Below are 12,881 nucleotides of genomic sequence, written 5' to 3' on the forward strand. Positions count from 1 at the left end.
TGCCAGGAGCCCCTGTGATGCTTCACAAGGTTGAGCTGCCTTACACCCGTTTTTTATCCCCTGAAGGCCAATTGCTCGGCGATCTTCCCACTTGGGCCGACGATTTTAATCTGCTGACGCGCCTTTATCGGCAGATGGTCCTGACCCGCCTTTTCGATCAGAAAGCCGTCGCCTTGCAACGCACCGGGCGCATCGGCACTTATGCGCCGACGTTGGGCCAGGAAGCCATTGGCGTCGCCGTCGGCAGCGTGATGCACGCCGAAGACGTGCTGATTCCGTATTACCGAGACACCGCCGTGCAGTTGATGCGCGGGGTGCGCATGGAGGAAATCCTCCTGTACTGGGGTGGCGACGAGCGCGGCAGCGACTTTGCCGAACCGGCGGCGGCCCAGGACTTTCCGATCTGTGTGCCGATTGCCACCCAGGCCCTGCATGCCTGCGGCGTCGCCAGCGCCTTTAAAATCCGCGGCGAGCACCGGGTCGCCGTCACCACCTGCGGTGACGGCGCCACCAGCAAAGGCGATTTCCTCGAAGCCCTCAACGTTGCTGGTGCCTGGCAGTTGCCGGTGGTGTTCGTGGTCAATAACAACCAATGGGCGATCTCGGTGCCACGGCGAATTCAGTGCGGCGCCCCGACGCTGGCACAGAAAGCGATCGGTGCCGGGTTCCACGGTGAGCAGGTCGACGGCAATGACATGCTCGCGGTTTACGACCGAGTACAGGCGGCCCTTGAGCGGGCGCGCCACGGTAAAGGTCCGGTGTTGCTGGAATGCCTGAGCTATCGCCTCGGCGACCACACCACCGCCGACGATGCCACACGCTACCGGCCGGCGGACGAGGTCAAGCAGGCCTGGCTGGAAGAACCGGTCAAACGCCTGCAACGCTTCATGGTCGGCCAAGGCGTATGGGACGAAGGCCGCGAACAGGCGCTGATCAGCGAATGCCAGGGCCTGGTGCAGCGTGCTGTGGATAACTTCGAGGCAGCGGGGACTCAGGCGCCCGAATCGGTCATGGATTACGTCTATGCCCAATGGCCGGCGTCCCTCGCCGGGCAGCGTGAAGAGTTGCTCGAACGGGCGGCACGCCGCGCGGGAGATTCGAGCCATGAGTAACGGCAAAGTCACGTTGCTGGACGCGGTGAATCTCGCGCTGCATCGGGCGATGAGCGAAGACGAGAACGTCATCGTCCTCGGTGAAGACGTCGGGGTGAACGGCGGCGTGTTTCGCGCCACCCAAGGGCTGCGCGACAGCTTTGGCTTCAAGCGAGTGATTGACTCGCCGTTGGCCGAAACCATGCTCGGCGGACTGGTGGTGGGGATGGCCGCTCAGGGCCTGAAACCGGTGGTGGAAATCCAGTTCATGGGTTTCATCTACGCGGCCATGGAACACCTGGTGTCCCACGCCAGCCGCATGCGCAATCGCACACGCGGGCGGATCACGTGCCCGATGGTCATGCGCACACCGATGGGCGCAGGGATTCGCGCGCCGGAACATCACAGTGAAAGCACTGAAGCATTGTTCGCGCACATTCCAGGGCTGCGGGTGGTGATTCCGTCTTCGCCGGCCCGGGCCTATGGCTTGTTGCTGGCGGCCATCGATGACCCTGATCCGGTGGTGTTTCTCGAACCGACCCGGCTCTATCGCATGAATCCGCAAACGCTGGTGGATGACGGTAAACGCCTGCCACTGGACAGCTGTTTCACCCTGCGCGAAGGCAGCGACATCACGCTGATCAGCTGGGGCGCCAGTGTGATGGAAACCCTGCAAGCCGCCACCGCATTGGCCGAGCGGGGCGTCTCGGCAGAAGTGATCGATGTCGCGAGTATCAAGCCGCTGGACCTCGACACGCTGGAAGCCTCGGTGCGCAAGACCGGTCGTTGCGTGATCGTCCACGAGGCGCCTCGCTCCTGTGGTGTCGGCGCGGAAATCGCCGCGAGTCTCTACGAACGGGTGTTGCTGGAATTGCAGGCGCCGATCCAGCGGGTTACTGCGCCGGACATTCCGCCGCCGCTGTATCGACTGGAATCGCTGTACATGCCCAACGTCGAAGACATTCTTCACGCCTGTGACACGGCACTGCTGCACCTCTAAAAAGACGCTTGAGCCCAATCCAAGGAGCCGCGATGAAATATTTCAAACTGCCGGATCTGGGCGAAGGTTTGCAGGAGGCGGAAATCGTCCGTTGGCACGTCGCAGTCGGCGATACCGTCAAGGCCGATCAGCTGCTGGTGTCGGTAGAAACCGCCAAGGCGCTGGTGGATATCCCTGCACCCTATGACGGCGTGGTGGCAAAACTCTACGGCGGCGAGGGCGACATTATTCACGTCGGTGAACCCTTGCTCGGTTACGAAGGCGAAGCCGATGCGGGCACCGTAGTGGGGCGACTCGAAGGTGGCGGCAGCAGTCAGGAGGACTCGTTTTTCATCGGGGCGGCCCCCTCGACCCGAGAACACTTGGCGACTCGCGCCACCCCGGCCGTGCGACAACTGGCTCGGCAACTCGGCGTGGAGTTGAGCGGGTTGACGGGCTCCGGCCACGAGGGGCTGATCACCCGCACGGATGTGGAAAGCGCGGCTCAAACTGAACGCGAGCGCTTCGGCGGCGAACGGTTGCGCGGTGTGCGGCGCAGCATGGCGCTGAACATGGCGCGGTCCCATGCGGAAGTGGTGCCGGTGACGATTTTCGGTGACGCCGACCTGCATCGCTGGGGGCAGGCACGCGAACCGCTGATTCGTCTCGCCAAAGCGATGGCGGCAGCGTGCGCCGTGGAGCCCATGCTCAACAGCGCCTTCGACGGCAAAACCCTGTCGCTCAAACAACACGAACGGCTCGATTTGGGCATCGCCGTGGACACCCCGGACGGATTGTTTGTGCCGGTGCTGCGCGATGTCGGTCATCGCACCCCGGCTGATTTGAAGGAAGGCGTCATGCGATTAAGGGCCGACGTGCAGGCGCGATCGATTCCGCCCAAGGAAATGATGGGGGCGACCCTGACGTTGTCGAATTTCGGCACCTTGTTCGGTCGCTACGCCAACCCGGTGGTGGTGCCGCCGCAAGTGGCAATCCTCGCCGCTGGCGCGATCCGCGACGAACCGGTGGCGGTCGATGGCGCAGTAGTGGTGCACCCGGTCCTGCCGCTGTCTCTGACCTTCGATCATCGCGTGGTGACGGGCGGCGAGGCGGCGCGTTTTTTCAAGGCCCTGGTCGAGGCGCTGGAACAACCCGACGCTTAGGTTTTTCGCAGGCATGAAAAAGGCCCTGAGTCTTTTGACTCAGGGCCTATTCAATTCGGGCGTTGCTTACTTGGCAGCCTTGGGCGCTTTAGCGGGCTTGGTCGGCTCAGCACTCGCGACTTCAGCAGGTGCAGGCGCTTCAACAGGTGCAGATTTTTCAACCACTTCAGCCGGCGCATTCAGCAGTTCGGACAAAGCATCCGGCTGACTCTTGAACGCCTTGGCGAACACATCGCGGTTCTTCGCCATGTAGATCCCGGCTTCTTCCACTTGCTGTTCGGTCAGGGACGGAACGGCTTTTTGCAACACTTCAGCCAGCAACTCGGCCAGTTCGAGCATTTTGTCATGACGGTCAGCTTCGGCTTTATCCATGAACAAGCGCTCCAGATCTCGGCTGCTGCGGTATACCACTTCGACGGCCATTCACCACCTCACATGCCTTCACATTAAGTTGTCTTATTCGACTACTGTATTTATATACAGCGAAAAGGATAAGCGAATCCCTGCGCTTTGGGTAGTGGCTTTTTAATGTAGACCGAATTCAGGTGGTCTGCGCAAGACCTGTGGGAGCCGAGCTTGCTCGCGATGAGGCCCTCGAACTCTCCACAAAAGTGTCCAATGGCAGCCTATCGCCATCTCACCCAACAGCCCCTGGCCTTTTTTCTGCATGCAGAACAACCGTCACGTCCAACCCGCATCATCCGCTCGAACCGAGCTAAGGAAGAATCATCGTGAAAATAAACTGGGCCGAGAACCTGCGGCAGAACGTGCACCAACTGGCCGAGTCTCTGGGCAACCTGTTCGTCGAGACCTTCCACTATCTGGCGTTGTTCGCCATCGGTGCAGTCACCGCGTGGGCGGCGGTGATGGAGTTTTTGCAGATGATCGAGGCGGGGCACATCAAGATCGATGACATCTTGCTGCTGTTCATCTACCTGGAACTGGGGGCGATGGTCGGGATTTACTTCAAGACCAACCACATGCCGGTGCGCTTCCTGATCTACGTGGCGATCACTGCGCTGACGCGACTGCTGATCTCCAACGTTTCGCACCACAACCCGCCGGATATCGGCATCATCTACCTGTGCGGCGGGATTCTGCTGCTGGCGTTCTCGATTCTGGTGGTGCGTTACGCCTCGTCGCAATTCCCTTCGGTGAAGATCGAACACCCGCAACGCAAGATCGGTGCGGGTTCCGGTGAGCATCCCGAAGTGGAGAAGGGCGAGCTTTAAAGCCTCATGGCTGGCCGGCTGTGGCCCTTGACGCGTGGCGGCGGCAGGTTGCGATTGTCGCCGTCGGTCATGGCTTCGAGGATGGCCACGGCGCTGTGGCCCTGTTCGATAGCGATGCCGAATTGAATGCTTTGCACCAGGCGTTTGAGGCGCTGGGGGTCATTGCGTTGTTCGGCGCTGATCATCCGTTTGGCGACCACACGACCGCTGTCGGACAGGGTCAGCATGATGCTGCCGTCCAGCCCCTGAATGCTCAGGTTGATCTGATAATCCGGTGCAAAGGCATCGGTAATGAGCTGAAAAGGGTTGTCCATGATGCGTTACCGCCTGATTGAACGTGCAGTTGTTGACCCACCGTGATCGGGATTAGTTCGCAACACCAGACCACCGGCATTCCATGTTCATGTACTTTCACCCGTGCAACGTAGGAGCTGCCGAAGGTTCGGGCCGCGTTCGGACGATCTTTTGATCTTGATGTTCGGTGAAGGCGCTGAAGATCAAAAGATCGCAGCCTGCGGCAGCTCCTACGGTGTCGTAGCAAGGGGCATGCCGGAAAAATTGTCGAACAATAGACACGGCAAAAAAGAGGCGGGCATCGTGGCCCGCCTTCTTTTTGCCTGCCCGTTTCAGGGCATGAATGAGTAGATGATCGCAGACAGTGCAATCAAACCGATCAACACCACGAACACGTTCGAGGCCTGACCCGAATACTGGCGCAAAGCCGGCACGCGGCGGATGGCGTACATCGGCATCAGGAACAGCAGGCACGCGATGATTGGCCCACCGAGGGTTTCGATCATGCCGAGGATGCTTGGGTTGAACGTCGCCACGGCCCAGCAGCTGAGGATCATGAACAGCGCAGTGATGCGGTTCAGCCAGCTCGTCGACATCACCCGGCCACGGCCGCGCAGGCTTTTCACGATCAGGCCCTGAAAGCCTTCACTGGCGCCGATGTAATGCCCGAGGAAGGACTTGGTGATCGCCACCAGCGCAATCAGCGGCGCGGCGTAAGCGATGACTGGCGTCTGGAAATGGTTGGCCAGGTACGACAGGATCGAGATGTTCTGCGCCTTCGCCGCCGCCAAATCAGCTGGGGACAGGGCCAACACGCAGCTGAAGCAGAAGAACATCACCGTCACCACCATCATCGCGTGGGCGATGGCGAGGATGCCGCTGCTTTTGCGTTCGGCCTGCTCGCCATAGCGCTGTTTCTGATCGACGGAGAAGGCGGAAATGATCGGCGAATGGTTGAACGAGAACACCATCACCGGGATCGCCAGCCACAGCGTTTTAAAGAACAGCGGCATGGCCATGCCTTCGCTCGCTACGTTTTCAAACTACCTGCTTCGGAATGCTCCTCAGCACTCCACCCAGCTCACCGCCAGGCCGCCCCGTGAAGTCTCTTTGTATTTGTCATGCATGTCGGCGCCGGTATCGCGCATGGTGCGGATTACCCGGTCCAGGGAAATGAAGTGTTTACCGTCGCCGCGCAGGGCCATTTGCGTGGCGTTGATCGCCTTTACGGCAGCGATGGCGTTGCGCTCGATGCACGGCACTTGCACCAGCCCGCCGACCGGGTCGCAGGTCAGGCCGAGGTTGTGTTCCAGACCGATTTCGGCGGCGTTTTCCAATTGCTCAGGCGTGGCGCCGAGCACGTCCGCCAGACCGGCGGCGGCCATGGCACAGGCGGAGCCGACTTCGCCCTGGCAGCCAACTTCGGCGCCAGAGATAGACGCGTTTTTCTTGCAGAGAATGCCTACAGCCGCCGCGCCCAAGAAGAACGCGACAACGTCATCGTCCGACGCGTCCGGGTTGAATTTCATGTAGTAGTGCAGCACCGCCGGAATGATCCCCGCCGCGCCGTTGGTCGGCGCCGTGACCATGCGACCGCCCGCTGCGTTTTCTTCGTTCACGGCGAGGGCAAACAGGTTGACCCATTCCATGGCCGACAGGGTGGAGGTGATGACATTCGGCTTGCCGATTTCCAGCAGGCTGCGGTGCAATTTCGCCGCGCGGCGCGGAACATTCAGACCGCCGGGCAGGATGCCTTCGTGGCGCAACCCTTGCTCGACGCATTCGCGCATCACCGACCAAATGTGCAGCAGGCCCTGACGGATTTCGGCTTCGCTGCGCCAGGCCAGTTCATTGGCCATCATCAACTCGGAAACCCGCAGGCCGTGCTGGTTGCAGAGCTTGAGCAATTCGGCGGCGCTGGAAAAATCGTACGGCAGCACCACGTCGCTGGTGGGCGCGATGCCGGACTCGGCTTCGGCCGCTTCGATGATGAAACCACCGCCAATCGAGTAGTACGTTTGCTCCGACAACTCACCGGTTTCGCCAAAGGCTGTCAGGGACATGGCGTTGGGGTGGTAGGGCAGGCTCTCGTCGAGTAGCAAGAGATCGCGTTGCCAGTTGAAGGCGATGGTGGTTTTGCCTGCCAGAGACAGTTCGCCGGTTTCTCGCAGGGTCTGGATTCGGCTGTCAATGGACGTGGGATCGATGCTGTCCGGCCATTCGCCCATCAGGCCCATGACGCAGGCGCGATCGGTGGCGTGGCCGACGCCGGTGGCGGAAAGGGAACCATAAAGGCGGATTTCTACCCGACGTACGGCGTCGAGCAAATCCTGGTCAATCAGTGCCTGGGCGAAGGTCGCGGCGGCGCGCATCGGGCCGACGGTATGGGAACTGGACGGACCGATGCTGACTTTGAAGAGATCGAAAACACTGATAGCCATGCTAAAGCCTATACAAGCAATGGAAGAGAAATCGCTGCCATTTTTGTAGGACAAGCGCAATGTCGGCGATACTGCCTACCTCGGTCCTACGCGACCAACGAAACTTCCTAAGACAGCCTTTAGCGGGACTAAACAATGAGTCGCCAATTGCACGCCCAGACTTACGTCTGGCTGCACGTGTTTTCCTGTGCCGCACGGCACTTGTCGTTCACCCGCTACGCTGAAGAACTGCACATCACGCCGGGTGCGGTCAGTCAGCAAATTCGACAACTGGAAGAGCGGCTGGGGTTTCGACTTTTTCACCGTCGTGCTCGGGGCGTGGAGTTGAGCGCCGAAGGCCAGCGACTGGCCATCACCGTCAACGAGGCCTACGGCAGCATCGATGCCGAATTGCGACGACTGGACGCGGGAATGATCAGCGGGATTTTGCGGCTGCGCTCGATTCCATCGTTCCTGAGCAAGTGGCTGACGCCGCGTCTGCCACGTTTGCAGCAGCGATTCCCGGACATTCAGTTACGGCTGGTGGCCGAGGACAGCAGCGTGCCGCTGCACGAGGGCGACTTCGACCTGGCCATCGACCTGAATGACGGCAGCTATCCCGGTTTGTTATCCACAACCTTGCTCGACGAACAGATATTTCCGGTCTGCGCCCCAAGCCTGTTGCGCGGCCGCCCGCCGCTGCATGGCCCGGCAGACTTGATGCATTTCCCGTTGCTGCACGACATTACCGCCTGGCGCGGCAGTTATGAGTACGCGGAATGGGAGTTCTACCTCAACGCCATCGGCTTTGAGGGTGCGGACGTGCGGCGCGGGCACACCTTCAATCGCAATCACCTGACCATCGAAGCGGCGATCGCCGGGATGGGCGTGGCGATTGCACGGCGAACGTTGCTGAACGATGAGCTGGAGCGGGGGACGTTGATCGTGCCGTTTGGCCTGGCGGTGCCCAATCACAAGCGTTACGTGCTGCTCTATGCGCCTGGGGCGCTGAGCCATCCGGGCGTGCGCGCGGTGCATGACTGGCTGGTGGAGGAAGCGGGGATCTTTCGAAGCCTGCACCCGCTGGCGGAGCGGCAGATGTGAGCAATTGTGACAAAAGAGCGAGGCGACCCAACTCCCGACCTTAACAGCGCTTTTGCTCCTTGTCCGGCTTTTTTTGCGTATGAAAATTTATCTTTTTTTAGGGGTTGAATTGTTCTGCGAGCAGACCGATTGTGTAACCAAGAGGTCACGGTGATGAAGCCCAAGGGCCAGCCGAAGGGCCTCTCGCGAGCTAGCTGAAATAAGGGATGAACTATGCAAATCCAAGTCAACAGCGATAACCATATTCAAGGCAGCATCCGACTGGAGGAGTGGGTACGTACTACCATTGAGAGCACGCTCGAACGTTATGAAGAGGACCTGACACGCGTCGAGGTTCATCTGCGGGACGAGAACGGCGACAAGCCCGGTCCCCATGACATGCGCTGTCAGCTGGAAGCGCGGCCAAAAGGCCACCAACCGATTTCTGTAACCCATAAAGCCGACTCCCTGGAACTGGCGATCGACGGGGCGGCCGAAAAACTCGAACATGCGCTGGAACATCTGTTCGGCAAACTGCGGGGCAAACCACGTGCCGCTGTGGTGCCGTTCGAGAGGGGCGCTCATGCTGATGTGCTCTTGGAAGAAGAGTTTCTCGAGAACGAACAGGCTGCGCAAAACGGCTGAAGCCTGATTCACCTTTTACCTTCCCACCACTGAAAACGGGCCTGCTTATGCAGGCCCGTTTTGGTTTGTGCTGATCGTCATTTGGACTGCCGTAACAACGATCCCGTCGGATCTCTTTTGCGTATGAGAATATTTATCATTAATATTGCGGCCTTGTTGGCCCCGTGACATTCACGAGGCCTCACCCGTTTCAAGGTCGAAACATGAAAGGCAAAATCACCGCGCTCCCCGTTTCCTATCGCCTGGCCGTCACTTCCCGAGTGCTGGCCGCTGTGCTGGGGGGGTACCTCGTCGCGGCATTGGCCAGTGTCAGCCTGACGATGTGGCTGCCCATGGCTCGTGACGAAGCGGTGGTCACCGGGATGATGACCTCGTTTCTGGTCTATCTGGTCGCCGTACTCTGGTGTTTTGCCTGCCGCAGTGCGTGGCAAGCCTGGTTCGGATTGATCGTACCGAGCGTGGTTTTGGCCGCTGTGTCGGGGCTGGCGTACTGGATGGGCCACGCATGAAGGAGGGCTTTCGACAGGCCATGGCCTGGCTGCACACCTGGGCCGGGTTGATCTTCGGCTGGCTGCTGTTCGCGATTTTCCTGACCGGCACGCTCGCCTATTTCAAGGATGAGATCAGCCACTGGATGCAGCCGGAAATTCCCGCCCGTTCGCTGTCCTCCGAAGCCAGTTTGACCCTGGCCCAGCACTATCTTGAGCAGCACGCCGCCGGCGCCTCGCGATGGCTCATCGATTTGCCGGATGCTCGCGAACCCGGGCTGTCGGTGAGGTGGCAGCAAGCACCGGCCAAGCCCGGCACGCGCGGTCAATTCACCGAAAAACGCCTCGATCCGCAAACCGGCGCAGAAGTGCAGGGCCGGGACACTCGCGGTGGCGAGTTCTTTTACCGCTTCCACTTTCAGTTGCAGATGCCCTATCCGTGGGGTCGCTGGCTGTCGACCCTCGCAGCGATGGTGATGTTCGTCGCGCTGATCAGCGGGATCATCACCCACAAGAAAATCTTCAAGGACTTCTTCACCTTCCGCCCGCGCAAGGGCCAGCGCTCCTGGCTCGACGGGCATAACGCGGTGGGCGTTCTGGTGTTGCCGTTTCATCTGATGATCACTTACAGCAGCCTGGTGATTTTCATGGCGATGGTGATGCCGGCGAGCATCCTTGCCTCGTACAAAGGTGATGTCGAGGCGTTTTACGATGAGGTGTTTCCGGCGTCCAATACGCCCGAAATGGCAGGCAAACCGGGCCAGTTGGCACCGTTGGCACCACTGCTGGAACGGGCCAGCGAGCAGTGGTCGGGCGGGCGAACCGGGTGGCTGACGGTCAACAGTCCGGGCGATGCGAATGCCTCGGTCATTCTTGCGCGTGACGGTGCCGACCGAGTGGTCCATGACTTTGGCAGCGCGGTGACATTCAACGGCGTGACCGGGCAGCTACTCAGCACGACGCCGAAGCAAGCGCTGCCGATGGCGATTGCCGGCAGTTTCTATGGTTTGCACATGGGCCATTTCGCCGGTCCGGTGTTGCGCTGGCTGTACTTCATGTGTGGTTTGGCGGGCACCGCGATGATCGGTACCGGGCTAGTGGTCTGGCTCGGCAAGCGTCAGCTCAAACATACGAAGAGCGGTGTGATGCCGTTTGAGTTGAGACTGGTGGAAGTGCTGAACATCGCCAGCATGTCGGGGTTGATGGTCGCGGTGGCGGCATTCTTCTGGGCCAATCGATTGTTGCCGGTCGGGATGGCCGGGCGGGCGGATTGGGAAGTGAACAGCTTCTTCATCGTCTGGGGCTTGAGTGTGTTGCATGCCATGGTCCGCCGTGGTCGCGCAGCGTGGGTCGAACAGTTGGCGCTGGCGGCGTTGCTGTTCTGTGCGGTGCCGCTGCTGAACGCACTGACCACGCCTTATCACTTGGGCGTCACACTGATGCAGGGCGATTGGGCCATGGCCGGTTTCGATCTGACGTGCCTGGGCAGTGGTCTGTTTTTCGCGTGGGCTGGGTGGAAAATGCAGCGCGCGGGGCAGGCTGGAATCGTCACCCGACCACGGGCGAAATCGATAATGCTTGAGCAAGAGGCGTACTGAATGTTCTTGGCCTTGTTGCTGTGCTACGGCGGTTTCACCGCGCTCTGTTTATCCATGGATCGGCATCACGCCGAACTGCTGGGGCGTAAGCCCTCGGCCCGTCGCCGCCAAGGGATGAAACTCTGTGGCTGGCTGTTGCTGGCGTTGTCGTTGTGGGCGGCGGTGTCGTCGACGGTGTGGGGGCTTGGATTGGTGGAGTGGTTTGCGGTGTTGATGCTCAGCGCTCTGGTGCTGGTGCTGTTGATGCCGTATCGCCCGCGTCTGGCCTTGGCGTTGGCCGGGTTGAGCTTGCTCGCCAGCCCCGTCGCCGTGTTTGCAAAGGGCTGACCTGATGATCACCCGCCCACCGGAATCCCATGACGACGAACATCGCGGTGCGCGTGCGCATTTCCTGCAGGTGTTCCTTTCCCAGCGTTCGCAAATGGAAGCGCTGGTGAGTCGTCGTGTGGGGTGTCGGGCGACGGCCGCGGACCTGGTGCAGGACTTGTTCCTGCGCTTCTGGCGTCGGCCGCTGGTGCAGGTCGAAGAGCTCAGCACTTACCTGTTGCGCTGCGCCGGCAACATCGCCATCGACCATTTGCGCAGCGAAGGCACGCGGGTGCGGGTCAACGAGGGCTGGATGCCGGACCAACCCGACAGCCACGGCAGCGAACCGCAAGCGGCGTTGGAGGCAGGCAACGATTTGCGTCACGTCGAAGCGGCGTTGCGCGCGCTGCCTGAGCGCACGCGGCAGATTTTTTTGCTCAACCGTATCCATGGCAGCAAATACGCGGAGATCGCGAAGGCCATGGGTTTGTCCCAAAGCGCCGTGGAAAAACATATGATGCGCGCCCTCGAGGCCTGCAAGGCCAGCCTGCGGGAAACCGACCCGCGCACGCCAGGGAAAGCACCGTGAACAACACCGGACGCGTCACCCCGACGCCCGCTCAGCAGCAGGCGGCCTTCGCCTGGCTGAGTCTGTTGCATGACCAGCCCAGCAGCGGCGATCAGGCCACCTTCAGCCATTGGTTACAGGCCGACCCCGCCCATGCCGAGGCTTACGCCCAGGCGCAAGTGGTGTGGGAGTTGACCGAAACACCAGCCCGAACGTTGGCCGATGAAGAGGCGTTTGCCTTGCAGGGTTACCTCAACGCCATGAATCGCTCGCGCCGTACCAGCGTTCGGCGTTGGTCCGGGGCGTTGGCGATGGCGGCGTGCCTGGTGCTGATGATCGGCTTCGGTGCGGGCTGGCAACCGTCGCGCTGGGTCGATGATCTGGGCGCGGACTATGTGTCGGCGCCGGGGGAGATTCGCACCGTCACGTTGGCGGATCAGTCGCAAGTCACGCTGGATGCCGACAGTGCGATTGCGGTGGATTTCAGTCGTGGCGAGCGGCATGTCCAGGTGCGTCGTGGTGCCGGATTTTTCAACGTGACCCACACCGGCGAGCCGTTCGTGGTGGACGCTGAAAAGGGTCAGGCGCGGGTGCTTGGCACGCAGTTCGAAGTGCGTCTGCAACCGTACGGTGCTCAAGTCACTGTGTTGTCCGGGTGGGTCGGTGTGACGGCAGAAAAAAACGCCGCGCAGCAAATCCTGACGGCTGGCCAGCAAGTGGCGTATGGCGATGGCTTGGCGGAAAAACTCCACAGCGTCGACAGCGAAGCGCAATTGGCGTGGCGTCAGGGTTGGCTCAATTACTACAAGGTGACGCTTGCCGAGGTGGTGCAAGACCTGGGGCGGTATTACCCGGGACGGATTGTGCTGCTCAACGATGAACTGGCGGCGCGGCGGGTCAGTGGCAGCTTTCCGAGCAAGAATCCGCAGGCGGTGTTGAGTTCGTTGCAGGGCGTTTTGGGGTTTGAGCAGACCAAGGTGATGGGGCATCTGATTATTTTGCGGTGAGGCTGCT

General features: G+C 60.7%; 14 protein-coding genes and 2 pseudogenes. 12 read left to right on the plus strand and 4 right to left on the minus strand.

Annotation, left to right across the window (positions count from 1 at the left end):
* Window positions 1–17 precede the first annotated feature (17 nt).
* The 3 genes from pdhA to ACYZTW_RS05550 are packed head-to-tail and all read left to right on the plus strand — an operon-like array spanning window position 18 to window position 3,233.
* Complete coding sequence (gene pdhA, locus ACYZTW_RS05540) at window positions 18–1,112, plus strand: pyruvate dehydrogenase (acetyl-transferring) E1 component subunit alpha (protein ID WP_462004057.1); 1,095 nt, start codon at window positions 18–20, stop codon at window positions 1,110–1,112.
* A complete protein-coding gene (locus ACYZTW_RS05545; RefSeq protein WP_462004058.1) occupies window positions 1,105–2,091 on the plus strand; it encodes an alpha-ketoacid dehydrogenase subunit beta in 987 nt (328 codons plus the stop codon). The genes pdhA and ACYZTW_RS05545 overlap by 8 nt, the downstream gene beginning before the upstream one ends.
* A 32-nt stretch (window positions 2,092–2,123) precedes the next feature.
* Window positions 2,124–3,233 carry a dihydrolipoamide acetyltransferase family protein gene (locus tag ACYZTW_RS05550; protein WP_462004059.1) on the plus strand — a complete coding sequence of 370 codons (1,110 nt, stop codon included), beginning with the start codon at window positions 2,124–2,126 and terminating at the stop codon, window positions 3,231–3,233.
* Between the two features lie 168 nt (window positions 3,234–3,401).
* Here the strand turns inward: ACYZTW_RS05550 and ACYZTW_RS05555 are convergent.
* Window positions 3,402–3,656: pseudogene (locus ACYZTW_RS05555) on the minus strand (YebG family protein); the annotation flags it as partial.
* Between the two features lie 308 nt (window positions 3,657–3,964).
* On the opposite strand from ACYZTW_RS05555, the gene ACYZTW_RS05560 reads away from it, so the two are divergent.
* The gene (locus tag ACYZTW_RS05560; RefSeq protein ID WP_008150634.1) at window positions 3,965–4,465 is read left to right on the plus strand and encodes a phosphate-starvation-inducible protein PsiE; all 501 of its coding nucleotides are present in this window, start codon (window positions 3,965–3,967) and stop codon (window positions 4,463–4,465) included.
* Here the strand turns inward: ACYZTW_RS05560 and ACYZTW_RS05565 are convergent.
* Complete coding sequence (locus ACYZTW_RS05565) at window positions 4,462–4,779, minus strand: DUF3509 domain-containing protein (RefSeq protein ID WP_462004060.1); 318 nt, start codon at window positions 4,777–4,779, stop codon at window positions 4,462–4,464. The two genes, ACYZTW_RS05560 and ACYZTW_RS05565, sit on opposite strands and share 4 nt — an antisense overlap.
* A gap of 151 nt (window positions 4,780–4,930) precedes the next feature.
* Between ACYZTW_RS05565 and ACYZTW_RS05570 the strand changes: the two genes are divergently transcribed.
* Window positions 4,931–5,110: a hypothetical protein gene (locus ACYZTW_RS05570; protein WP_462004061.1), complete on the plus strand. Its 180-nt coding sequence runs from the start codon at window positions 4,931–4,933 to the stop codon at window positions 5,108–5,110.
* On the opposite strand, the pseudogene ACYZTW_RS05575 reads toward ACYZTW_RS05570, so the two are convergent.
* A pseudogene (locus ACYZTW_RS05575) lies at window positions 5,092–5,790 on the minus strand (SLC5/6 family protein); the annotation flags it as partial. The gene ACYZTW_RS05570 and the pseudogene ACYZTW_RS05575 sit on opposite strands and share 19 nt — an antisense overlap.
* A 33-nt stretch (window positions 5,791–5,823) precedes the next feature.
* Window positions 5,824–7,200, minus strand: a complete 1,377-nt coding sequence (locus tag ACYZTW_RS05580; RefSeq protein WP_462004062.1) for an L-serine ammonia-lyase — start codon at window positions 7,198–7,200, stop codon at window positions 5,824–5,826.
* A 135-nt stretch (window positions 7,201–7,335) separates the two neighbouring features.
* On the opposite strand from ACYZTW_RS05580, the gene ACYZTW_RS05585 reads away from it, so the two are divergent.
* From ACYZTW_RS05585 to ACYZTW_RS05615, 7 genes are all read left to right on the plus strand, one after another.
* On the plus strand, window positions 7,336–8,283 hold the full coding sequence (locus ACYZTW_RS05585; RefSeq protein WP_462004063.1) for a LysR substrate-binding domain-containing protein: 948 nt from the start codon (window positions 7,336–7,338) through the stop codon (window positions 8,281–8,283).
* A gap of 213 nt (window positions 8,284–8,496) precedes the next feature.
* Complete coding sequence (locus ACYZTW_RS05590) at window positions 8,497–8,907, plus strand: HPF/RaiA family ribosome-associated protein (RefSeq protein WP_123365331.1); 411 nt, start codon at window positions 8,497–8,499, stop codon at window positions 8,905–8,907.
* A gap of 203 nt (window positions 8,908–9,110) precedes the next feature.
* Window positions 9,111–9,416, plus strand: coding sequence for a DUF3649 domain-containing protein (locus ACYZTW_RS05595; protein WP_462004064.1), 306 nt, complete (start codon window positions 9,111–9,113; stop codon window positions 9,414–9,416).
* The gene (locus ACYZTW_RS05600; RefSeq protein WP_462004065.1) at window positions 9,413–10,993 is read left to right on the plus strand and encodes a PepSY-associated TM helix domain-containing protein; all 1,581 of its coding nucleotides are present in this window, start codon (window positions 9,413–9,415) and stop codon (window positions 10,991–10,993) included. Before ACYZTW_RS05595 ends, ACYZTW_RS05600 begins: the two co-directional genes overlap by 4 nt.
* Window positions 10,994–11,320, plus strand: a complete 327-nt coding sequence (locus ACYZTW_RS05605) for a DUF3325 domain-containing protein (protein ID WP_462004066.1) — start codon at window positions 10,994–10,996, stop codon at window positions 11,318–11,320.
* Between the two features lie 4 nt (window positions 11,321–11,324).
* Window positions 11,325–11,888, plus strand: a complete 564-nt coding sequence (locus tag ACYZTW_RS05610; protein WP_462004067.1) for an RNA polymerase sigma factor — start codon at window positions 11,325–11,327, stop codon at window positions 11,886–11,888.
* Window positions 11,885–12,874: a FecR family protein gene (locus ACYZTW_RS05615; RefSeq protein ID WP_462004068.1), complete on the plus strand. Its 990-nt coding sequence runs from the start codon at window positions 11,885–11,887 to the stop codon at window positions 12,872–12,874. The genes ACYZTW_RS05610 and ACYZTW_RS05615 overlap by 4 nt, the downstream gene beginning before the upstream one ends.
* Window positions 12,875–12,881 lie beyond the last annotated feature (7 nt).

Source organism: Pseudomonas sp. LB3P25 (genome assembly GCF_054897985.1).